22 protein-coding genes are annotated in these 22,153 nt (G+C 57.9%); 16 read left to right on the plus strand and 6 right to left on the minus strand.

From position 1 onward, the window contains the following. The first annotated feature begins 97 nt into the window (after window positions 1-97). The 7 genes from HMPREF2860_RS10490 (at window position 98) to pyk (ending at window position 7,708) form a co-directional block, all read left to right on the plus strand. Entirely contained in the window at window positions 98-1,642 is a 1,545-nt protein-coding gene (locus tag HMPREF2860_RS10490) for an anthranilate synthase component I (protein WP_070628915.1), read from the plus strand. Between the two features lie 7 nt (window positions 1,643-1,649). After that, window positions 1,650-2,300 (plus strand): TIGR02234 family membrane protein, encoded by a 651-nt coding sequence (locus HMPREF2860_RS10495; RefSeq protein ID WP_038625711.1) that lies wholly within the window; start codon window positions 1,650-1,652, stop codon window positions 2,298-2,300. 4 nt (window positions 2,301-2,304) lie between these two features. After that, window positions 2,305-3,111, plus strand: a complete 807-nt coding sequence (trpC, locus tag HMPREF2860_RS10500) for an indole-3-glycerol phosphate synthase TrpC (protein WP_038625709.1) — start codon at window positions 2,305-2,307, stop codon at window positions 3,109-3,111. 147 nt (window positions 3,112-3,258) lie between these two features. Continuing rightward, complete coding sequence (gene trpB, locus HMPREF2860_RS10505; RefSeq protein WP_005510336.1) at window positions 3,259-4,548, plus strand: tryptophan synthase subunit beta; 1,290 nt, start codon at window positions 3,259-3,261, stop codon at window positions 4,546-4,548. After that, on the plus strand, window positions 4,549-5,328 hold the full coding sequence (gene trpA, locus HMPREF2860_RS10510; protein ID WP_038625708.1) for a tryptophan synthase subunit alpha: 780 nt from the start codon (window positions 4,549-4,551) through the stop codon (window positions 5,326-5,328). Between the two features lie 7 nt (window positions 5,329-5,335). Then, complete coding sequence (gene lgt, locus HMPREF2860_RS10515; protein ID WP_052155530.1) at window positions 5,336-6,259, plus strand: prolipoprotein diacylglyceryl transferase; 924 nt, start codon at window positions 5,336-5,338, stop codon at window positions 6,257-6,259. A gap of 33 nt (window positions 6,260-6,292) precedes the next feature. Beyond that, a complete protein-coding gene (gene pyk, locus HMPREF2860_RS10520; RefSeq protein ID WP_038625706.1) occupies window positions 6,293-7,708 on the plus strand; it encodes a pyruvate kinase in 1,416 nt (471 codons plus the stop codon). A 123-nt stretch (window positions 7,709-7,831) separates the two neighbouring features. Here pyk and HMPREF2860_RS10525 read toward each other — a convergent pair whose 3' ends face one another. Continuing rightward, complete coding sequence (locus HMPREF2860_RS10525; RefSeq protein WP_049182096.1) at window positions 7,832-9,109, minus strand: amidohydrolase; 1,278 nt, start codon at window positions 9,107-9,109, stop codon at window positions 7,832-7,834. Window positions 9,110-9,155: 46 nt separating this feature from the next. Beyond that, window positions 9,156-10,505, minus strand: a complete 1,350-nt coding sequence (locus tag HMPREF2860_RS10530) for a DUF4921 family protein (protein ID WP_070628916.1) — start codon at window positions 10,503-10,505, stop codon at window positions 9,156-9,158. 111 nt (window positions 10,506-10,616) lie between these two features. Between HMPREF2860_RS10530 and HMPREF2860_RS10535 the strand changes: the two genes are divergently transcribed. From HMPREF2860_RS10535 to HMPREF2860_RS10545, 3 genes are all read left to right on the plus strand, one after another. Further along, the gene (locus HMPREF2860_RS10535) at window positions 10,617-11,000 is read left to right on the plus strand and encodes a hypothetical protein (RefSeq protein WP_038625702.1); all 384 of its coding nucleotides are present in this window, start codon (window positions 10,617-10,619) and stop codon (window positions 10,998-11,000) included. Window positions 11,001-11,255: 255 nt separating this feature from the next. Further along, on the plus strand, window positions 11,256-12,599 hold the full coding sequence (gene gdhA, locus HMPREF2860_RS10540) for an NADP-specific glutamate dehydrogenase (RefSeq protein ID WP_038625701.1): 1,344 nt from the start codon (window positions 11,256-11,258) through the stop codon (window positions 12,597-12,599). A 96-nt stretch (window positions 12,600-12,695) separates the two neighbouring features. After that, window positions 12,696-13,457, plus strand: coding sequence for a sulfite exporter TauE/SafE family protein (locus HMPREF2860_RS10545; RefSeq protein WP_038625700.1), 762 nt, complete (start codon window positions 12,696-12,698; stop codon window positions 13,455-13,457). Window positions 13,458-13,506: 49 nt separating this feature from the next. Here the strand turns inward: HMPREF2860_RS10545 and HMPREF2860_RS10550 are convergent, their stop codons facing one another. The 4 genes from HMPREF2860_RS10550 to HMPREF2860_RS10565 all read right to left on the minus strand — a co-directional run bounded on the left by HMPREF2860_RS10550 (window position 13,507) and on the right by HMPREF2860_RS10565 (window position 17,694). Then, window positions 13,507-14,280: an amino acid ABC transporter ATP-binding protein gene (locus HMPREF2860_RS10550; RefSeq protein ID WP_038625699.1), complete on the minus strand. Its 774-nt coding sequence runs from the start codon at window positions 14,278-14,280 to the stop codon at window positions 13,507-13,509. Further along, on the minus strand, window positions 14,281-15,198 hold the full coding sequence (locus tag HMPREF2860_RS10555; protein WP_370547264.1) for an amino acid ABC transporter permease: 918 nt from the start codon (window positions 15,196-15,198) through the stop codon (window positions 14,281-14,283). It lies immediately after the preceding gene. 63 nt (window positions 15,199-15,261) lie between these two features. Continuing rightward, complete coding sequence (locus HMPREF2860_RS10560; protein WP_038625697.1) at window positions 15,262-16,155, minus strand: ABC transporter substrate-binding protein; 894 nt, start codon at window positions 16,153-16,155, stop codon at window positions 15,262-15,264. 219 nt (window positions 16,156-16,374) lie between these two features. Then, the gene (locus HMPREF2860_RS10565) at window positions 16,375-17,694 is read right to left on the minus strand and encodes an NAD(P)-dependent malic enzyme (protein WP_038625696.1); all 1,320 of its coding nucleotides are present in this window, start codon (window positions 17,692-17,694) and stop codon (window positions 16,375-16,377) included. 308 nt (window positions 17,695-18,002) lie between these two features. On the opposite strand from HMPREF2860_RS10565, the gene HMPREF2860_RS10570 reads away from it, so the two are divergent. The 6 genes from HMPREF2860_RS10570 (at window position 18,003) to HMPREF2860_RS10590 (ending at window position 22,025) form a co-directional block, all read left to right on the plus strand. After that, window positions 18,003-19,274, plus strand: a complete 1,272-nt coding sequence (locus HMPREF2860_RS10570) for an O-acetylhomoserine aminocarboxypropyltransferase/cysteine synthase family protein (protein ID WP_070628917.1) — start codon at window positions 18,003-18,005, stop codon at window positions 19,272-19,274. 202 nt (window positions 19,275-19,476) lie between these two features. After that, window positions 19,477-19,668: a hypothetical protein gene (locus tag HMPREF2860_RS10575; RefSeq protein WP_038625694.1), complete on the plus strand. Its 192-nt coding sequence runs from the start codon at window positions 19,477-19,479 to the stop codon at window positions 19,666-19,668. A 15-nt stretch (window positions 19,669-19,683) separates the two neighbouring features. Then, complete coding sequence (locus tag HMPREF2860_RS10580) at window positions 19,684-20,274, plus strand: Ltp family lipoprotein (RefSeq protein ID WP_052155529.1); 591 nt, start codon at window positions 19,684-19,686, stop codon at window positions 20,272-20,274. 471 nt (window positions 20,275-20,745) lie between these two features. Next, entirely contained in the window at window positions 20,746-20,931 is a 186-nt protein-coding gene (locus HMPREF2860_RS10585) for a hypothetical protein (RefSeq protein ID WP_141737469.1), read from the plus strand. Window positions 20,932-21,043: 112 nt separating this feature from the next. After that, window positions 21,044-21,694: a hypothetical protein gene (locus HMPREF2860_RS11100; RefSeq protein ID WP_141737468.1), complete on the plus strand. Its 651-nt coding sequence runs from the start codon at window positions 21,044-21,046 to the stop codon at window positions 21,692-21,694. Between the two features lies 1 nt (window position 21,695). After that, window positions 21,696-22,025, plus strand: a complete 330-nt coding sequence (locus HMPREF2860_RS10590; protein WP_038625690.1) for a hypothetical protein — start codon at window positions 21,696-21,698, stop codon at window positions 22,023-22,025. The last annotated feature ends 128 nt before the right edge of the window (window positions 22,026-22,153 follow it).

Raw genomic sequence — 22,153 nt, forward strand, 5'->3', positions numbered from 1 at the left:
GCTGCCGAGGTGGGGTTTCGTCGTCAAGCGCGCCCAACTCCGGTGAAGTTCGGGGTTAAGTGATGTGCAATCCGGGGTGCGTGGCACAATAGCGGCTATGACTCGTATCACCATGACCACGCGTGAGCGTTTCCGCGAACTGGCTGCACATCATCGGGTCGTACCCGTGGTTCGCAAGGTTTTGGCGGACGGCGAAACGGCGCTGTCGGCCTACCGCAAGCTCGCAGCCGATCGTCCCGGCACCTTCTTGCTGGAGTCCTCCGATGTGGGGCAGTCGTGGTCGCGCTGGTCGTTTATCGGTTGCGGCAGTCGCGCCGCGCTGACGGTGGATGATGCGGGGGAGGCAACTTGGATTGGCAACGCGCCGTCGGGCGCGCCAGAGGGCGGAAATCCGCTGGATGCGCTGCGTCGCACGCTGGAGCTGCTGCACACGGAACTCCCGCTTGCCGACGATGCTTCGGTACCCAAGCTCACCTCTGGTCTCGTCGGCTACTTCGGGCATGACATTGTCCGCTACATTGAGCCGCAGCTGCCGGATACCACTGACAATGATTTGCAGATTCCGGAGCTCATGCAGCTGCTGGTGGAAGATTTGGCTGCTTTTGACCACCACGAGGGTGTGCTGTGGCTGATTTCCAATGCCGTCAACTGGGACGGCTCGGATGAGCGGATTGATCAGGCGTATGACACCGCCTGTGATCGTGTCAATGCGATGGTGGAGCGGCTTTCGGAGCCCTCTGATCTGCGTCCGGCGGAAGTTAGCTTCCCAGAGCCGGTGATTCGTCGCCAGCGCGCCGCCGAGGACCACATGGATCGTATTGAGCGTTGCAAGGACCACATCCGCGCCGGTGATGCGTTCCAGATTGTGCTCTCGCAGCGGTTCGAGATGGACACGCAGGCCTCCGCCTTTGATATCTACCGCATCCTGCGGGTTTCCAATCCGTCGCCCTACATGTTCCTGGTCAACGTTCCAACCAAGGACTTCTCCGGTACTGCTTTCCAAATTGTCGGTTCCTCCCCAGAGTCGCTCGTGGCAGTCCAGGGCAGTGAGGTCATCACCAACCCCATCGCGGGCACGCGTCCGCGTGGTGCTACGGTGGAGCAGGACAATGCGCTGGAAGCTGATTTGCTGGCAGACGAGAAAGAAAATAGTGAGCATTTGATGCTCGTCGACCTTGGCCGCAATGACCTCGGACGTGTCTGCCGCCCGGGCAGTGTTGTTGTGCACGACTTCCGTCATATTGAGCGCTACAGTCACGTTATGCATCTGGTCTCTACGGTCACCGGCGAGCTTTCCAGCGACGCCACGGCTGTCGACGCATTCGCGGCCACTTTCCCAGCGGGAACGCTCTCAGGTGCGCCGAAGCCTTCCGCGCTGAGCATTATCGACAAGTTCGAGGACACGCGCCGGGGTGTTTACGGCGGCACCGTTGGATACTTTGACTTCCGGGGAAATACCGATCAGGCAATTGCCATCCGCACAGGCGTGAAGAAGGACGATACCGTCTACGTCCAGGCCGGTGGCGGAATTGTCAGTGATTCTGACCCGGTGGCAGAGGATGAAGAGACCCGCAACAAGGCCGCGGCTGTGCTGCGAGCTGTCGCGGCAGCTGAGACACTAGTCCCAGCGGAAAGGAGCTAGGTTTTCGATGAAGTCGACAACGATGCTCTCCGGTGGCCTCATTGGTGTGGCCGCGGCGGGAATGTGGTTGTGCAGCCGAAGTGCGTGGCTGACAGTCGATACTGTCGACGACAAGTCCGGTCCTGCGACCACAGATTTGGTGGGCGCAGTATGGGCTCCGGAGTTGACCTCGATTGCGCTGGCAATGGTGGCCGCGCTTTTTGCCACCACCATTTTGGGCGCACTCGGCCGCCGTATCGTCGGTGGGCTTGCGGCGCTGCTCGCAATTGCGGCGTCGTGGACCCCGATGACTTTGCTTGCCAGCGGAGAAGACGGTGTGGACTCCCAGCGGGCACTGGATTTGTTGACATCGGGAAGCGCCTCACAGCGCGCCAGTGATGCGGTGACTGTGGCAGACTGGGCGCAGGTCGATAACATTCAGGTACACGCGATGGGGCCAGCTCTGGCCTTGCTGTGCTGCGCACTGGCGCTGGTAGGGGCGGTATTGCTGGTACGTCGACCGGGTGCTGTGAAGAAACAGAAGTCCAGCGCGTATGAGACCCCGGAGGTACGCCGTCAGCGTATCGCCGAGGATCTGGAGGAAGACCCGCAGTCGGGTCGAGTTCTGTGGGATGCTTTGGATGCCGGTGTAGATCCTACGGATCTGGATAAGGAGTAAGGCCGTGGCTAACGTTCTGGACAAGATTATTGAGGGCGTGCGGGAAGATCTCGCTGCTCGGGAAGCCAAGATTTCCTACCGTGAAATCAAGGAGCTCTCGCTGAAGGCACCGTCGCCGATTGATACCGTGACGGCACTGGCAAAGCCTGGGGTGCAGGTGATTGCAGAGGTCAAGCGTGCCTCTCCGTCAAAAGGAGAGCTGGCTGACATCCCCTCGCCGGAAGTTTTGGCGGCAGAGTACGAGCAGGGTGGCGCGGCTGTCATTTCCTGTCTGACTGAGGAGCGCCGCTTCCGCGGTTCGCTCGCTGACCTCGATGCCGTGCGCCGCGCGGTGAACATTCCGGTGCTCCGCAAGGACTTCATCGTCACTCCGTACCAGGTCCATGAGGCTCGCGCGCATGGTGCCGATTTGGTGCTGTTGATGTGCTCCGCTTTGGATCAGCCGACACTGGAGTCGCTGCTGGATCGCACCGAGTCGCTCGGTATGAACGCTCTAGTTGAGGCGCACACCGCTGAAGAGGTTGAGCGCGCCGAGGCTGCTGGTGCCAAGATCCTCGGCATCAACGCCCGCAATCTGAAGACTCTCGACGTGGACCTCTCCGTGTACGAACGCCTTGCACCGATGCTGCCGGATCATGTTGTGAAGGTGGCAGAGTCCGGTGTCAAGGGGCCGGAGGAACTGCGCTACTACGCCTCCCACGGCGCCGACGCGGTGCTGGTGGGAGAGGGGCTGGTCACCGCGGGCAAGCCGGGTGAGGCTTGCCGACGTCTCGTTGCCGCCGGTGTTCACCCGACACTCCGCAGCGAGTAGCGATAGTCCGCGGTTGCGATAATCAGCTGCATCGCACCGCGAATTCCGCCTCATTTGGTTGCGTGTCCCACCTGTTGTGCTGGCGCACCACAGTTTCTTAGGCCTTATCTCCCCGCAACGGGTGGGGATAGTCCACAATAGATAACTGTGAGTGACCAAGATTTCAAGAATCATGATGCCCGAGGTGACCGCTTGCCTACGATGGGTGAGGTTATCGCGGAGACAACGAACCACGAGTCAGATGCCATTGGGCACTGGGGCAAGTGGGGCGGCCAGTTTGTGCCAGAGGCGCTGATGGCCGTCATCGGTGAGGTCACCGATGGCTACGCGAAGGCCCGCGTTGATCAGGATTTTCTCGATGAGCTCGACCGGCTACAGCGTACGTATGTCGGCCGTCCCTCGCCGCTGTACTACGCGGAGAAGTTCTCCGCTGACATCGGCGCTGACGTCTGGCTCAAGCGCGAGGATCTGAACCATACTGGCAGCCACAAGATTAATAACGTCTTGGGCCAAGTCCTGCTTGCCAAGCGCATGGGTAAGAAGAACATCATTGCCGAGACCGGTGCCGGACAGCACGGTGTTGCAACCGCCACCGCTTGTGCGCTGCTCGGCCTTAACTGCCGTATTTACATGGGTAAGGTCGACGCGATTCGCCAGCGTCTCAATATCGCCCGCATGCGCCTGCTTGGCGCTGAGGTTATCGAGGTCGAGATTGGTTCGAAGACTCTCAAGGACGCAATCAATGAGGCCATGCGTTTTTGGGTTTCACACGCCGATGACACCTACTACTGCTTCGGCACTGCAGCCGGTCCGCACCCGTTCCCAACAATGGTGCGCGACTTCCAGCGCATCATCAGCGCCGAGGCACGCCAGCAGATTCTCGCGGAGACCGGCTCGCTTCCCGACGCTGTCGTGGCCTGCGTTGGCGGCGGTTCTAATGCAATCGGCGCGTTCCACCACTTCATCGATGATGAATCGGTTCGCCTGATTGGCGCTGAAGCTGGCGGCGATGGTGTTGAGACCGGTCGCCACGCAGCCCCTATTTCGGCCGCCGGTAATCCGGGTGTGTTCCAGGGCTCCTTCGCCGCCCTGATGCAGAACGAGGACGGCCAGATTACAGAGTCGCATTCGATCTCTGCGGGTCTGGATTACCCGGGTGTGGGCCCGGAGCACTCTTATCTGGCTGATATTGATCGCGCGTCCTACCTGCCGGTGACCGATACCCAGGCGATGCAGGCATTCCAGGACCTGACTCGGATGGAGGGCATCCTGCCCGCTATCGAGTCCGCACACGCGGTGGCTGCCGCCCGACTCATCAGCGGTGACCTGAATGAAGAGCTGGGCCGTAAGCCGCTGATTATTGTCAATGTTTCCGGTCGCGGTGACAAGGATGTCGACACCGCTGCTAAGTGGTTTGATCTGATGGAGGAGTCCTAAATGAGTCTGAGTGACGTCTTTGACAAAGTCCGTGAGGAAAACCGCGCAGCATTTATCGGCTACTACCCAGCGGGTTTCCCGACTACCGATAAGTCGATTGAGAACATCAAGGCGATTGTCGACGCTGGCGCCGACATCATCGAGGTTGGTCTGCCTTTCTCCGACCCGATGATGGATGGCCCAACCATTCAGGATGCCGCCAACGTGGCTCTGGATGCGGGCTTCCGCACCCGTGAGATTATGCGTGTGGTCCGCGAAGTCACCGAGCACGGCGGTACCTGTGTGGTCATGAGCTACTGGAATCCGATTCTCCAGTATGGTCCGGAGCGTTTCGCTGAGGACTTGGCCGCCGCTGGTGGTCGTGGCACCATCATCCCGGATCTCATCCCCGAGGAGGCCGGCCAATGGCAGCGTGCAGCTGAGACCAATGGTCTGTCCAACATCATGTTGGTTGCTCCGTCATCGACCAACGAGCGTCTGCAGCTAACTGCCACCGCGTCGACCGGCTTCGTCTACGCCACTAGCCACATGGGAGTCACAGGTGCCCAGGCCAGTGTCGACTCGGCCGCTGGCAAGTTGGTTGCCCGCACGCGTGAGGTTACCGATACACCGGTGTGCGTCGGTTTGGGCGTCTCCAATGGGGAACAGGCCGCGGAGATTGCCGAGTTTGCAGATGGCGTAATCGTTGGCTCGGCACTGATCAAGGCCGCGATGAAGAGCACCGATGACCTGGTAACGCTCGCCCGTGAACTTGCCGCGGGCGTACGAGGAGAGAGCTAGCGCATCTATGAGTTCCACCCTTGTTCTCGCTGAGACTGCAACGACGTATCTGGCCAACATTCCCTCTCCGCCGCAGGGGGTGTGGCAGTTAGGGCTGCTACCACTGCGCGGTTACGCGATTTCCATCTTGGTTGGCGTACTTGTCGGCATTTACTGGATGCAGCGCCGCTACGTGGCCAGGGGTGGAGACCCGGAGTTGGTCCTCGACATTGCCATTGCGGTTATTCCTGCGGGCATTATCGGCGGCCGTCTCTACCACGTCGCCACCGACTGGGAGAAGTACTTTGGCCCCGGCGCCAATCCCGCCGATGCACTGAAGATCACCAATGGTGGTCTCGGTATCTGGGGAGCGGTGGCGCTGGGGGTGCTGGCCGCGTGGGCGGTCGCTAAGTGGCGGAAGGTGCCGTTTGCGCCAGTTCTTGACGCGGCCGCACCCGCAATCATCCTTGGTCAGGCCATTGGGCGTCTGGGCAATTGGTTCAACCAGGAACTCTACGGCGGCCCAACGTCGCTTCCGTGGGGTCTGGAAATTTACCAACGAGTTGATGAGTTTGGCCGAGTTGCCCCTGTCACCGGAACGTCGACAGGCGAAGTGCTGGCCGTGGTGCATCCGACGTTCCTCTACGAGATGGTGTGGAACGTCCTCGCCTGTCTGGTCATTGTCTGGGCGGACCGAAAGTTCAAGATGGGCGGCGGCCGCGTCTTTGCACTCTATGTCGCAGCCTACACTTTGGGACGTTTCTTCATTGAACTCATGCGCGTCGATGACGCAACGCTGATATTCGGTGTGCGTATTAATAACATCACGTCGCTCGTGGTCTTCTTCTGCGCTGTGATTGCTTTGTGGATTCTGCGAGCGAAGAGCCGCGAAACCGCAGCTGAAGTCAGGGGAGAGTGCGAGGCTGCTGAAGCTCACAGTGTTTCCAACTGACGCATAGCCCGTTAAGGGACTAGGCTGGAGGCCGTGCTTAGACGAACGAAGATTGTATGTACCCTCGGTCCAGCAGTTGCTTCGCTGGAGGGGATTACCGGGCTGGTCAACGCCGGCATGGATGTTGCCCGTCTGAATTTCTCTCACGGTGAGCATGAGGACCACGCTCAGAACTACCACTGGGTGCGTGAAGCATCCGATGCTACGGGACGTGCGGTTGGTATTCTCGCCGATTTGCAGGGGCCAAAGATTCGCCTCGGTCGCTTTAAGGAAGGCTCGACGTATTGGGCTGACGGCGAGATTGTGCGCATCACCGTCGACGATGTCGAAGGCACGCACGACCGCGTCTCCACCACGTACAAGAACCTCGCTGATGATGCCCGTCCGGGCGATCGCCTGCTTGTCGACGACGGTAAGGTGGGCCTGGAGTGCATCGAGGTAGATGGCAATGATGTGGTGTGTCGTGTCATCGAGGGCGGTCCGGTCTCTAACAACAAGGGTGTTTCCCTGCCGGGGATGAACATCTCGGTGCCGGCTCTGTCGGAGAAGGATATCGCTGACCTGCGCTTCGCTCTGAAGCTGGGGGTGGACTTCATTGCGCTGTCCTTCGTCCGTTCGCCTTCCGACGTCGAACTGGTCCATGCGGTCATGGATGAGGTTGGCCGTCGTGTCCCGATTATCGCCAAGCTGGAGAAGCCAGAGGCAGTCGAGTCTCTTGAGGCGATTATCCTGGCCTTCGATGCCGTGATGGTTGCTCGTGGCGACCTCGGTGTTGAGGTGCCGCTGGAAGATGTTCCGCTGGTTCAGAAGCGCGCTATTCAGATTGCCCGCGAGAACGCCAAGCCGGTCATCGTGGCCACCCAGATGCTCGACTCCATGATTTCGAATTCGCGCCCGACTCGTGCGGAGGCCTCCGACGTGGCCAACGCTGTGCTCGATGGTGCAGATGCCGTGATGCTTTCGGGTGAGACCTCAATTGGTAAGTACCCGCAGGCCACGGTGAAGACCATGGCTCGCATCGTTACCGCCGCTGAGCGCGAGGGGGAAGTTCCTGCGCTGACTCACATGCCGCGCACTAAGCGTGGTGTTATTTCCTACGCAGCTCGCGATATTGGTGAGCGCTTGAATGCCCGCGCTATGGTTGCTTTCACCACCTCGGGTGATACCGCTCGCCGTGTGGCACGCTTGCACTCTCGCCTGCCGCTGCTGGTATTCACTCCGAATCAGCAGGTTCGTTCGCAGCTTGCGCTGACGTGGGGCGCGGAGACCTTCTTGGTGCGCGAGGTTAACAGCACGGATGAGATCATGCAGGTCATCGATGAGCAGCTCTTGACCATGGAAAACTACAACGCTGGTGACACGCTGGTCGTTGTTGCTGGTACCCCTCCAGGAAATGAGGGCAATACCAACATGATTCACGTCCACGTTATTGGCGAGGACGCACGCTAGCTCTTTGGCACATTTGAAAAGCCGGTAAGCCCTTTTGGGGCTTACCGGCTTTTTGCTAGAGCCTTTCAACCTGGGCTGTCTTTTTGTCCCTGTGCGCGGTGGCAAGTGGCCGACAAACAACCTTTACTTTGCCAGGTAGGACAGCACGGCGGCAGCGGCGGCAGAAGTCGCGGAGGTAGCCGTTGGCTTGAAGTCTGGCAGGAAGGTCGGCATGTGGTTCGACGGTACGTCTTCGACCACGCGGTCGGCAGCAACGGCGGCTTCCCACGTATCCCGAGGTGTGGCGCCAACTGTCCAGTAGACATACGGGCAGTTCAGGCCACGGGGAAGGTCTGAGAAGTCCTCCGACGCCGTCCACGGCACGGCATCGGTGGAGTCTTCGCCGAGAACAGCGTCCAAGACCGGGCGAATCGTGGCAAACGCGTCCGAATCATTGTCAGTGACTTCGCCGTGATCCGAGTAGTCAATCACAGGTTCAACCTCAGTACCGGAAGCCAGGCACTCGCCACGAACAACGCGCTCAATGCCCGCAATGAGCTTGGCGCGTACCTCGTTGGAGTAGTAGCGAATGTTCAGCACAATCTTGGCCTGACCTGGGATTGTGTTATTCGAATTGCCAGACTGCAGCGTGCCGACGGACAAAACACCAAACTCGTGGGGAGGAATCTCGCGCCCCACAATTCCTTGCAAGCGCAGAACGATCGCGGCGGCCAAGTACGTCGGGTCAATGGCGTTGTGCGGCATAGATCCATGCGCGGAGCGACCGGTCAGCGTGATGCTGATGGTGTCACAGCCAGCAAGTGCCGGGCCGGGCATGGTCATTACCTGACCTGCGGGGCCGGGAACAATGTGCTGGCCGAAGCACACATCTGGGGTGGGGATGAGGTCTGCCAGGCCGTCGTCAATCATGGCCTGTGCACCGCAGGCCAGTTCCTCGGCGGGCTGGAACAAGGCAATGAAAGTACCCGACCACTCAGACTTAGTCGCTGCCATCAGGCTAGCCAGGCCAAGACCAGCCGTCATGTGCATATCATGGCCGCAGGCGTGCATGACGGCGGTGGCGGAACCATCGCGGGCGGTACCGGTGGCTGAGGAAGCGAAGTCCACACCTGTTTCCTCGAAAACTGGAAGCGCATCGATATCAGCGCGGAACAGCACAGTGGGGCCGGGGCCATTTTCCATGACACCAACCAGTCCGTGGCCACCGATTCCCTCATGCACTGTGTAAGTGCCCATGTCGCGAAGAGCACCGGCCAGATAAGCGGCAGTTTTCTCCTCTGCTTGAGACAGCTCCGGGTGCTGGTGCAGGTAGCGGTAGATTTCCCACTGCCTGTCCAACGGCACTCGATGGGTGGCGATGAGGTCGCGAATGCGGCTCAGTCGTGCTTCATTGTTGCTCACCTGGATTAAGACTCCTTACTTCTTTCTCTATTTTCTGCCCAGAGGCCTACAGTCGCGTTCCGTCCTCGACAAGCGGGTTGTACTTCAGGGAATTCGGCAGGCACTGGCACTCGGTCGCAATGTGAATGCTGTCCGAGATCTTCCCGGTCTCCCGTAGACGGTACATCTCTGGTACGACGCGGTCGCGCAGATCCCATGGGGAGATGGTGTTCAGATAAATCTTGGTGCCACCTTCAAAGCCGGCCAAGTTCGAGGTGCGCCACTTAATCATCACCCGCCATGGCATGCGGGCATCCAAATCGACAGGACGGTGATGCCATTCCTCATTGCATGGAATGGTGGGGCCGGCAGCGGCATGACAGGCGTGAATCAGATCCGACATGGCGTCGATTTCAGCGCGGGTTTGCAGCCACGGTTCGCAGATGTCCGACTTCGAGAAAATCTCCAGCGTGGGGTAGCGGTGTCCGAATCCGGCAAAAGCCACTGCATGCTCATTTTCCGCGATGATCAGATTGTGGCGGGCAGCATAGTCCACTGCGAATTCGTTGTAGATATTCGGGTTCTTGCGCACCGCTTGCACTTCGCGCTTGAGCTGCTCGCCGTGCTCATCGATGGCCACAAGCTGCTTGTGCAAGTGATCGAAGCTCGCGCCTGCCGGCTTCAGCCAGTTTTGGAAAGCGGCCACATAACGCACGTAGCGGTTACGTCGGTACAGGTCAGCAATCGACTCGACGGTAAACGCAATGAGTGCGCGGTGCTCGGCAACGCTCAACGTGCCAGAAGAAGCCAGCTGGTTATCGTGAGTAGCGCCGTCCACAAAGTGACGACGGGCAACGATTACATCGTGGCCGCCGGCGAAATAGCTCGGGGCTCGGCGCAGCAACTCCTCGTCGGAAAGCGAGCTGATTTCCTCTTCGCTGCGTCCAGCGGCGCGGTAGCGCGTGCGAATGATGTTGAGCACATGCTCGCGGCCCATCGGGTCGTCGAGGTAGGCCTCCATACGCTGCTGAGTCTCGCGGTCGGGCTCGAATCCGTAGTTGTCCGCCCAGTAGTCATACGAGACGATTTCGAACAGGTTGGGCACGCGGCGGAATTCCGCAGTGGTGTCGAAGAGCTGGTCAGGCAGTACTCCGGTCACTGTGGTGTAACCGCCGAATACTGAGTCATCGAGGACAACGCGGGCCTTCTCTGGTGGGGTTTGCAGCAGATTGTTCCAGCCGAAGGAATCGCGGGAACCAAAATCCTCCTCGCTCAGTGGCTGCGGATCCGGGTGCTTAATTCCCAGCGGCCGATTGCCACGACCGGGGACTGTCCACACCTGGGTACCGGAAAAAGGATTGACTTGCTTCACCGTGCCGTCGGCAAGCGTGATGAGAGGATTGCTGAAAGCCTGCATAGGTTCAACACTACGTCTTTGCTGGCGGTCGGCGCGTCAACGTAGGGGGATAGGAGCTTGACGACGGTTAGTTATTGTCTGGCCGTCTCGCGTGGCTTAGCCTGTGAAGTTATGTCGAAGATTGTTTTTCACTGCCTGGTGAAGCCGACCGAATCGGAGGCGCTGGCCGAGGCATTTCGTACTAAGTTGAGTGAGTTTGACCGCGCCGGGCGGGTTAGTGATGTGGCTGTGTCGGTGGCGTCGGCGGACACTGACGCGCAGTTGGTGGAGCAGTGGGAGCGCGAGAACCCGAAGGAGCCGCTTGGAGAGAGGAAGGTATTCCGTTATCTCTTGAGCTTCGATCAGCACGGTGGTTCTCTCAATGAACTCGCTATGGACCTCTCGGAGCTACTGACTCCGCGTGCAGAATTGCCCCCGGACCCGGTGCTGCGTGAGTTCGACGAATTACTCGAATCTGTTGCGACGTATCCCTGGAATGTTGCCGTATTTAGGTAATTTCCTACCTAATCGGTGAAAAGTGTAACTGGTCACAGTGGCGGTGCTTGGCTCAGAGAGCGGGTGTAGTGCGAAACACTACGAGTTTTCCCAGCAATATGCCGTTGTATAATTATGTCCGCTTCAATATCAACAGTTGCCCAGTCCTTGTGCACACAACCTGTGCCACCGAGATACGGCAACCGAGAAGCGGTTTACAACCGCGGACTGGTTGTTCTTCGTGGGCGCCATAATGGTTACGCAGAGAGGTTTATTTTGAATATCGAGCAGAAGGTTTCGGGACTCTATGACCAGATTCTTACCCGAAACGCCGGTGAGCCGGAGTTCCACCAGGCAGTGGCAGAAGTTCTGGAGTCCCTGAAGGTCGTCCTGGAAAAGGATCCACACTACGGTGACTACGGCTTGGTTCAGCGTCTGTGTGAGCCGGAGCGCCAGATCATTTTCCGCGTGCCGTGGGTCGATGACCAGGGCCAGGTTCAGGTCAACCGTGGCTTCCGCGTTCAGTTCAACTCTGTGCTGGGCCCGTACAAGGGCGGTCTGCGCTTCCACCCGAGTGTGAACCTCGGCATCATCAAGTTCCTGGGCTTCGAGCAGATTTTCAAGAACTCCCTGACCGGCCTGCCAATCGGCGGCGGTAAGGGCGGCTCCGACTTTGATCCGAAGGGCAAGTCTGAGCTGGAGATCATGCGCTTTTGCCAGTCGTTCATGACTGAGCTGCACCGCCACATCGGCGAGTACCGTGATGTCCCGGCCGGTGACATCGGCGTCGGCGGCCGCGAGATCGGCTACCTGTTCGGTCAGTACCGCCGTATGGCCAACCAGCACGAGTCCGGTGTCCTCACCGGTAAGGGCCTGACCTGGGGCGGCTCCCTGGTCCGCACCGAGGCCACCGGTTACGGCTGCGTCTACTTCACTGAAGAGATGATGAAGGCCAACGGTGCTGACATCAACGGTGCCAAGGTCATCGTTTCCGGTTCCGGTAACGTCGCTATCTACGCCATTAAGAAGGCTCAGGAGCTCGGCGCTACCGTCATCGGTTTCTCTGACTCCTCCGGTTACGTCTCCACTCCGAACGGTGTCGACGTCGAGCTGCTGAAGGAAATCAAGGAAGTCCGTCGTGCTCGTGTCTCCGAGTACGTGGCCGAGGCTGAGGGCGCTGAGTTCCACGAGGGTGGCAACATCTGGGAGCTCAAGGCCGATGTTGCACTGCCGTGTGCAACTCAGAACGAGCTGAGTGGCGAGTCCGCCAAGCTGCTGGTCGAAAACGGCTGCCGCTTCGTTGCCGAGGGCGCAAACATGCCGTCCACCCCGGAGGCCATCGAGGTCTTTAAGTCCAACGGTGTCCACTTCGCACCGGGTAAGGCTGCCAACGCTGGCGGTGTTGCTACCTCCGCTCTGGAGATGCAGCAGAACGCGACCCGCGATTCCTGGTCCTTCTCCTACACCGATGAGCGCCTGAAGCGCATCATGACCAACATCTTTAAAAACTGCGAGACCACCGCAGCTGAGTACGATCACGAGGGTAACTACGTGCTCGGTGCCAATATCGCAGGTTTTAAGAAGGTCGCTAACGCAATGCTGGCTCAGGGCGTCATCTAGTTCGCATCGAGTCCGCTAACGTCTCCGCTTTACGACGGGTTCCCGGAGACCCCGCCCGTGGAGTAGCCAAAAAGCCCACGCTGTAAACTCCCTCCCATGGAGTTATCAGTGTGGGCTTTTGTCTTTATCGTGGCAACGATTTTCATCGGGGCACTGATGCAGCGAGTAGCTGGCATGGGACTCGGCCTGCTGGGAGGGCCAGTCCTCTCACTGATTGCAGGCCCAGTAGCAGGTATTTTGATTATCAACGTGCTCGCCACCGTCAATGCGGTCATGCAGACTATCTCGGTGCGAGAAAACGTCGACTGGAAGAAGTTCTGGCTAATTGGTCCGGTGATGGCTTTTGGGGCGCTGCCAGGCGCCTGGGTGGTTCACAACACGCCCAGCGGGCCACTCCAGGTTCTGGTCGGTGGGCTAGTGCTGCTTGCGCTGCTGGTGACATCCTTTATGCCTCAGCGCATGCGTGTTGACGGCCCACAGTACGCCGTTGCCTCTGGCGTTGCCGGCGGCTTTATGAATACCTTGGCCGGCATCGCGGGCCCGGCCATTACCGTTTACGCGCAGGCCTCTCGTTGGCCAGCGCAGACGTTTGCGGCCACCTTGCAGCCGCTTTTCTTTGTCTCCGGCGCATTGTCCTTGCTGTTCAAGGAAATCAGCGCTGACGTCTCCGTCTTCTCCACCACGCCGGTTATACTCTGGCCGCTGTGTCTGGCTGCCATGGTGGTGGGTATATTTTTGGGCACTCGCGTTTCTCGGCGAGTGCCCATTGTGCAAGCCCGAAAGCTCGCAGTCATTCTGGCGACTACTGGCGCGGCAGTCACTATGCTTCGCGGAATCTCCGCAACTTTTGGCGCTTAGGCTTGCTGTTCCGCCTGCCAGCCTCCCCTGGCTGTTACTTCAACGGCTGTTACTTCAACAGCGAAGACAGGAAGTTGCGGGTGCGTTCGTGCTGTGGATTCCCCAGCACCTCATCCGGAGTGCCCTTTTCCACAACCACGCCGTCAGCCATGAACACAACCTGGTCGGCGACTTCGCGGGCAAAGCCCATCTCGTGCGTCACGACGACCATGGTCATACCCTTATCGGCCAGACCATGCATGACGTTGAGAACCTCACCGACGAGCTCCGGGTCAAGAGCGGAAGTCGGCTCATCGAAGAGCATTAGCTTCGGTTCCATGGCCAGTGCACGAGCAATGGCAACTCGCTGCTGCTGGCCGCCCGAGAGCTGAACAGGGTAGGCGTCGGCCTTGTGAGCCAGACCAACAGTCTCCAGCAGCTCCATGGCACGCTTTTCAGCCTGCTCCTGGGAGACACCCTTTACCAGCACTGGTGCCTCGGTGATATTTCCCAGCACCGTGCGGTGCGGGAACAGGTTGAAGTTCTGGAACACCATGCCAATATCGCGACGCTGACGGGCAGCTTCTGCGGCGGAGATTTCGTAGAGGCTACCGTTCTTTTCGCGGTAGCCAATCAGGGAACCATCGACGTAGAGACGGCCTGCATTGACCTTCTCCAGGTGGTTGATACAGCGCAGCAGTGTGGACTTGCCGGAGCCCGAAGGGCCAATGAGGCAGGTAACCGTACCGCGTGGAACCTCCAGGTCGATGCCCTTGAGGACCTCGAGACGGCCGAAGTTCTTCCGAACCCTTTGCGCCTCAACCATCAAATCTTTGGTAGTCATTTACTGCGGATCCTCTCGGTAGAAGTGCTCTTCGTCCTTATCGACAACGCGAGCATTTGCAAGCGGCACACCTTCGGCGTCGGCAAGCGCGGCCAGCTGGCGGGCGGTGAGCTGACGGGTAGCGCCGCGGGCGAAGTAGCGCTCAAGGTAGAACTGGCCGACCATCAGAATCGATGTGATGACCAAGTACCAGGTGGCGGCGACCAGCAGCATCGGCACCGGCAGGAATAGAGCATTGGCGATATCCGTGGAGCGGCCGTAGAGTTCCAGCGAGAACGGCACTGCGATGACCAGCGAAGTGGTCTTCAGCAGGGAAATGAACTCGTTGCCCGTCGGCGGGATGATGATGCGCATGGCCTGCGGCAGGATGGTGCGGCGGACGGTCTGCCACCAGCTCATACCCAATGCTTTCGATGCCTCGGTCTGCCCCTCTGGGACAGCCTGGATGCCGGCACGGACAATTTCAGCCATGTATGCGGACTCGTTCAAGCCGAGACCGACGAATGCCAGCACGAAGGTATTGGAGAGAATGGTGCTTAAATCAACCTCGGTAACGCCCAGGTCAATCGTCGAGTAGATAGTGCCGAGGAGACCCCAAAAGACCAGCTGCACGTAGACCGGCGTTCCTCGGAAAACCCACAGGTAGAACCAAGCAACTGTGGACAGAACGGGGTTTTCCGACATGCGGAGCACTGCGACGATGGCACCGCCGACGACACCGATGAGCATGGCCAAGACTGTCAGTGCAATGGTCCAGCCAGCGGCAGCGGCGATTCGTGTGTCGAACAGGTACTGGAAGTAAACATCCCAGTGGTAGGCCTCATTGCGGGCGGCACCGATGATGAACCACAGGAAGAGCACCAGCAGCACTGCTGCGGTAATCCAGCGCCCCGGGTGTGGCAGCGGTTTGGCCTTAATTTCTTCGTTGAGTTCCGCCTGTGTGGCCTCGTAGCGGGCGCCAGACGCAGATGAGTCGCTCACTTAAAGTTCCTCTCCGTTAATAGTGGCGCGTTCCAAAGCACCGTCTTCCAAACCCCATGTGGTCAGGATTTGCTTGTACTGGCCGTTGTCGATGAGGTACTGCAGTGCCTGCTGCAGCACTGGGCCGAGTTCTGAATCCTTCGGAATAGCGAAGCCGAACGGGGCACCATCGTAGATATCTCCGGCAAGTTCGAGTTTGCCCTCGGAGCGATTGACCGCGTAGGCACTGACTGGTGAGTCAGCGGCCAATGCATCAGCACGCCCCAGCACCACGGTGGTAGCGGCGGTACCAGCATCCTGGTAGGCCAACTTGTTAATTGGTGGCAACCCACGATCCAGACAATCCTGATTCTTTACCGGCAGGTCCTCCATGTCAGCGACGGTATTGCGCTGAACGGCGACAGTTTTGCCACAGTAGTTGTCGGAGCTGGCGTCGCTGCCCGGGCGACGTGCCCACTGCAGGCCGGTATCCAGATAGTCGACGAAGTCGTAAGTCTTGCGGCGCTCCTCGTTTGAGGTGAATCCGGATGCGCCAACATCGACTGCGCCGGCCGACAGGGCCGGCAGAATCAGTGCGAAATCCTGTTCTTGGATTTCAATCTTCAGGTCCAAGACACTGGCCATGGCTCGGATGAGATCGATGTCGAAGCCGATGATGGAACCGGCGGAATCCTTAAACTCTGCCGGGGCGAATGTTGGGTTGGTGCCGATGCGCAATACTTCGCGCTTACGAAGATCTGCTGGGACCTGTTTCGCCAGTTCGGGGACCGCTGCCGGTTTGATTTCTGACCAGCCCTCGGGGTTACCGCTTTCGTCATTGGTGACGCAGCCTGTAAGCCCTAAGAACAAGGTCGCAGTCAGCGTGGCAGCCGCCAATGCGATGGGTCTTTTCATATCTGAATATGTTACCTAGGCGCAGTAATACCTTAAATTCGGTACCCCTATTCAGCTGCGCTTCAGGCTGGTGTAGGAAAACCGCACACTTTTCAGGCTTCTGGGAGTGGGGAACTGCAGGTACTGGCTGCGAAACACTGAACAAGACTCGGGCCTGGACAAGGAACAAAACCTTATCCAGGCCCGATTTACAAGGGGACGCTGAGCATCGCCGGATTTCTAGTTTGCGTCAGCAGAAGCTAGCCCTGAGCCGGTGACATCGAGCGGCTCGACCGCGCCGGATGCCGGGTCACTCAGTGCGGCATCGCGGACCGCCTTCGCCACGGCTGGCATCACGCGCGGATCCAGGGCCGACGGAATAATGCGGTCGGCACTTAGGTCTTCGACGCCAACACCTGCAATCGCTTGGGTAGCAGCCAATTTCATAGCTTCGGTGATGCGCTTGGCACCTGCCTCCAGTGCGCCACGGAACAGACCCGGGAAGGCCAGCACATTATTAATCTGGTTCGGGTGATCCGAGCGGCCGGTGGCCACCACTGCGCCGTACTTGCGAGCGATTTCCATCGGGATTTCCGGAATCGGGTTGGCCAGCGAGAACAGAATCGGGTCAGCGGCCATCTGGCTAATCGCATCCTCGCCGATACGGCCGGCAGAGACGCCGATGAACACGTTAGCGTCGACAAGCGCATCGTTGATCGAACCGGTGATACCGCGCGGGTTAGTCATGCCGGCGACCCACTGCTTGATGTCACTCAGTGGCTCGCGGTCCGGATGGATGATGCCGCGCGAATCGACGACAACGATGTCGGACACGCCAGCGGACAGCAGCATCTTCGTCGCAGCGACACCAGCGGCACCAGCGCCGGAGATGACCACGCGGAGATCCTGGAAGCTGCGGCCGGTCAGCTTGCAGGCGTTGATTAGGCCGGCGGCGATGACAATGGCGGTACCGTGCTGGTCGTCGTGGAAGATTGGGATGTCGAGCTCTTGGTCGAGACGCTGCTCAATCTCGAAGCAGCGAGGCGCGGAGATGTCTTCGAGGTTCACCCCGCCAAACGACGGTGCCAGCGCCTTGACCGTCTGGATGATTTCCTCCGTGTCGAGGGTATCCAGGACGATTGGCACCGCAGAGATACCGGCGAACTGCTCGAAGAGCTGGGCCTTTCCTTCCATAACTGGCAGTGCAGCCTTGGGTCCGATGTCGCCGAGGCCAAGGACTGCGGTGCCGTCGGAGATCACCGCGACGTTCTGGCCGGTCCAGGTGTAGGTGCGGGCCAGGGCCGGATCTTCGTGGATGGCCTCACAGACACGGGCGACACCTGGGGTATAGCCGATGGAGAGGTCGCGAATCGTCTCGAGCTTCATGGTCGAGTGCGAGCGGAGCTTACCGCCACGGTGCGCCTCGAAGATTTCCGCATCGGTGATGGTCGACGGATCTGTGGGGGCGGTGTCTTCTGGCACGGCGTGAAGCGGCGTCTTAGGGGAGTTCGCGTTCGCAGTGTGGTCGGAGGAGCTAGAGGAAGAATTCGCAGCAGGCATGATGACAGTCCAAAACGTGTTGAGTACTGAGTACTTTGTACTTTGAGAAAACTCGACCGCGGCGAGAGCTGCTGGTGGGCAGCACGCAAAGCCGGGAGCAAAAGCTGGCGAGTGATACGTAGTGGTGTGTGTAAAACTGAACCAGTCTTGCTATACGGGATTGGTATCTCATTATATGGACAGTTGGGTGGAAAATAAAATCTTTGCGGTTGGGGGAGCGGGGGCGGAACCTTGCTGCTGAAGCTCAGATTGCGCCACTTCGCGCCATATAATCAGAATTCAATCGATTGAAAGGTCCATTTCGTCCCATGCAAGATCAGACCAAGCTCATCCACTCCGGCTACGTTCCAGGTAATAAAGACCCACGTCAGGTGCCGATCATTCAGTCAACGACCTACACGTTCGACTCTTCCGACGACATCGCTGCGGTCTTCGACGAGCCAACTCACGCACTGATTTACTCCCGCTTCGCCAATCCAACGGTTATGGCCGTCGAAGAGAAAATCGCCGACCTTGAGGGTGGCGCCGCAGCAATGGCTACTACCTCCGGCCAGGCGGCAACTGCACTCGCAATCATGAATCTTTGCTCCGCGGGCGACTCGTTTGTCACCTCATCTGAGATTTACGGCGGTACCTCCAACCTCTTCGCTACCACGCTGAAACGCTTCGGTATCGAGGCAATCTTCGTCGATCAGAATGCCTCCGAAGAGGAAATCGCCGCGGCATTCAAGCCGAACACCAAGGCGCTATTTGGTGAAATCATTGCCAACCCGGCGATGAGTGTGCTCGATGTCGAGAAGTTCGCCCGCATCGCCCACGGCCAGGGGGTACCGCTGATTGTCGACAGTACCTTCGCCACCCCGATCCTGTGTAAGCCCATCGAACACGGCGCAGACATCGTCGTCCACTCCACTTCTAAGTACATGGACGGCCACGCAATCCAGGTCGGCGGCGTCATAGTCGACTCTGGCAAGTTTGACTTCACCAACGGCAAGTTCCCCGGCTTTACTGAGCCCGATGAGTCCTACCACGGCGTCGTCTACACCAAGGACTACGCCGTCGCGCCGTTTGTCATTAAGGCGCGCATGCAGCTACAGCGCGACTTTGGCGCGTACCCATCTGCTCACTCCGCCTTCATGCTGAACCAGTCGCTCGAGAGTCTCGATGTCCGCATGCGTCGTCACTGTGAGAATGCGCTGAAGGTCGCCGAATATCTCGAATCACGCACGGATTTGCTTAACGACGTTCGTTACCCCGGCCTGAAATCTTCCCCATACTACGAGCTTGCTCAGAAGTACCTCGACGGAGCTTCCGGTGTGGTCACGATTGACCTCAAGGGCGGCCGTGAAGCTGGCACGACCTTCATGGATGCGCTGCAGCTGGTGACCCGTCAGGTGCACGTGGCCGACTCCCGTTCCTGCGTGCTGCACCCGGCTTCCACCACGCACCGCCAGGTTCCGGATGAGCAGCTGCCGGCGGTGGGAATTACCCCTGGTCTTGTTCGACTGTCCATTGGTTTGGAAAACGTTGACGATATTATTGCCGATATTGAGCAAGCGCTGGCCAAGGTTGAAAGCTAGTTTGTCGAGAGTTTAGCCAGGTCCATGCCCTGTTTTTGTGGGCAAAGCCTGGTTTTTTCTTACCTTAATCGGCGTCTTATGGTTCGTGAATCGAAAATTTTTGTGTAGTGCGGAAGATTGAATCCAGGGTTCCTGAGATAGTTCCAACTGACGACAGAGAGCTGTTCGTTTATTGCAACTTCTACACAGGAGGCTTCTTACGATGTCCGATTCCACTTTCCCTCAGAACCCGCAGTGCCCACAGGGGCCGTATGGCCCCGAGGGGTCGTATGGCTCCCAGGATTCGCTGGGGCAGCAGTCCTACCAGCACAACTCGCAGGATCCGCTCGGCCAACAGTCCTACCAGCACAACCCGCAGGATCCGCTCGGCCAACAGTCCTACCCGCAGGGGTAGTCGGCAGCTGGGCAGATGGCTCAGGCTCCGAAAGAAAAGAAGAAGGGTGGCTGCTTCAAGTGGGGTGGTATCGCCGCGGGTGCTGTTGTGGTCCTAGCCGTGGCGGCCAGCTTGACCGGTGGCGGCGATGCTGATTCGGGCTCCGATTCTGAAGCTGCGTCTCTCTTTGATTCGGACACTGCAGTTGCGGCTGATTCTGGCTCTGTTGAGAATGCCGATTTCGCTGAGAACCCTGGGGCTGCTCTAGAGGAGCAGCAGGGCCAGGCGGAGGAGCAGGAAAAACAGGAAAAGCAGGAAGAGAAGGCTCCGACCGAGTACAAGAATGCTCTCCGCAAGGCCAAGAGTTACTCGGATTTGATGCACATGTCCAAGGCCGGCATCTATGACCAGCTGACCTCGGAGTATGGCGAGAAGTTCTCGCCGGAGGCTGCCCAGTATGCAATGGACAACCTTGAAGTGGACTGGAATAAGAATGCACTGGAAAAGGCGCGCTCTTACCAGGATTCGATGGCAATGTCCCCGGATGCGATTTACGAGCAGCTGACGTCGGAATATGGCGAGCAGTTTACCCCGGAGGAAGCTCAGTACGCGGCGGATAACCTGTAGCAGCGGGTTTCGTTTGTTGATGACGCCAATTGGCCAGAGCCCCGTTTGGATGCATGCTGCAAAAGGACGGTTTCCGCTTCACCAGAATGCATTTGCTGCACACTGAACGGTTGCTGGTGAAGCGGAAACCGTCTTGACTGTTTTAATGCGTGACCTGGCAGTTGAGCGACTGTCGGCAGCAAAACTTCGGCGCGGTGCAGATTGTGCCGAGAAAAATGTGGATTAGATGGCTGATTATGCATATTTCTCTAATGGTTCGTGGATGATTGGTGCTGCTGAAGGCGAGCCTTAGGGGAGTCCTACGTACTTTGTGGCAATAGACGAAAGGATTATCGAAAAGTCACATCGCGAATTAAAAGTGATAATTCGGTTTGCATACAATGCTGTAGAGATTGCTTTGTAGGTTAGTTCCTGCATATTGATCCAAAGAATCAATACCATCGGCAAATGGGTATCACGATAATTGTCAGCGTGTCGGCACCGATCTTTGTGGAGAACGAAATCGTCTTGTCCGTACCATCAGCACATCCTGAAGAATTTAAGCAGGCGGTGATGACCACGTTCCGCGTGGTGAAGGTTACGTGCACAAATGATATCAACGTGCCGACCATATCAGATTCGGCTGGACCTGCTGAAGACTGGGCAGGCTGCAAATAATAGGGCAGCCATCCGGCTACCCCGGCAGTCGAATGGCTGGAGACATAGTGTTTTAATGCGTTAACTTATTTGTGTACCTGGATTGTCTATAGGTCGTCCGAAGGGGTTCTTTATGCAAAAGAAGATTCGAAGTCTTTTCAACAGGTTGTTGGCCGGGATTGGGATAGCATCTCTATGTCTGGTGCAGTTACCCTCACCTGCACATGCTGAAAGTATTGAAGAACTCGCTAAGCAAGGAGTTCTCGAATGGCGAATTAAGCCAGATATTCCCAACGAGAATCCGTTGAACTCTGTACCCATGTCGTGGAACCCCGATTCGGGGCTTCCGCCATTTGCAGCGTGCGGTCCAGCAACTGACACATTAAAAACGGTAGCAAGCTGGAAGTATGTTGATTTAGGAACGCCGCAAGACTTCATGCACGCAAATGAAATTACATTGCGCTGTGGAGATGCTCATCACGGATTAAAGCACATCCGACAGAATCATCCTGAATGGTCAACGCTCGCAGACATTGAAGGAAAGGACGGGGATTCACTAATCCGGATTGCGATTGATGCTGCACTGGAGAACACTACGTGGTCAAAGAGAGTTGAACCTTCAAGTCAGAATCGTGATGGTAAGTTTTGCGCGTCCGCTCAGATTTACTTAGTTGATAAAGTCCGAGGGATAATTGTAAAGACACTTGAACCATCAATCTTTGTCGCTGAACATAGCCACCACGTTATTACTGCCTACCCCACCAATACGTCGAGGTGTAAATAGTATGGGGTTTGCACAAAAATTTATCGGTGCTCTTGAGGCAGACACCCATGTCGATGCTGACCATGCTGCTTTTATCGGATCTGACGGCGATGCTGTTTTGATTCGATACCGGGGCCGGGATTTGCAGTGGCAGATTCCTGTGCGAATCAATGAACCCGGTTGGCAGAAAATGGACTATATTACAAGCAGCTTTGATGGTGTAGATTTTGGTCTCTTCTTAGATGAGGAGCTTTATAAACTGAACGAAAAGGAGTGGATTAAACCGGAGTTGCACCTTAGTGATGACACAGGGAAGTGGCATTTGGTAGAAACAGCTAAGACCTTTACCTAGTCTGGGCAGTCTTCACCGTAGTAATCACTAACTCCAATCATCAATCCCGTCACATTGGTGAATTGCTCCCCATTAGTTGGACTGAGAAATCAGTTACCGACTCGTGGGGAGTAGCTTTCATTGAGAGC

This window comes from Corynebacterium sp. HMSC064E10 (genome assembly GCF_001812505.1).
In the GTDB taxonomy this organism is placed as follows: Bacteria; Actinomycetota; Actinomycetes; order Mycobacteriales; family Mycobacteriaceae; genus Corynebacterium; species Corynebacterium amycolatum.